Here is a 572-nt window from a genome sequence, read left to right on the forward strand (position 1 = left end):
ATTTTTTGTGTTTCTTAATTACCAATCCATATTCTGGATGCGTAATCCAATTATCCCAAGCGCTTTGCCAATCGCGTTCATTTGCATTTCGACATGGGTTGGATTTTGAAAAGCGTACAAATTTTTCAAATTCTGATAAGGCTTCATCATGCGTTAATCCTTGTTCAGTTGCGTATTGAAAATCGGGTTTGAAATCTTCTAGTATTCTTTCAACTTCTTGTTTTTCCCTTATTTTCTTTGTTCCTTCAAAAAAGTTTGCTTTCTCTGGAAAATAAGCAGGCATTATCTTATCAACGATTTCTGAAAGTTGTTTTCCAACCTTTTTAACTTTTCGTGAAGGCAATTTCGCAATCATCGCTTCGTTAATTTGCCATCGGTTGTTAACTTCGTTTGAAAGATTGATATTTTGCTCGCGAATGATTGGTTGTTTGGTTTCTATCGTTTTGATTTGTTCTGATTGGCTTTCAACATCACATTCGATTGGCTCGTCAACCAAATCGTTTGTTTCTAAATTTTCAAAATCAATTTCTCTTTTTGATAAAATAATATTTTTATTTTTTTTGTTATTGTTA

1 pseudogene is annotated in these 572 nt (G+C 32.5%); it reads right to left on the minus strand.

The features are described from left to right. Positions 1–572, minus strand: a pseudogene (locus tag ACFINI_RS10130) (hypothetical protein); the annotation flags it as partial.

Source organism: Bartonella sp. AA56HLJMS, assembly GCF_042197145.1.
GTDB lineage: Bacteria > Pseudomonadota > Alphaproteobacteria > Rhizobiales > Rhizobiaceae > Bartonella.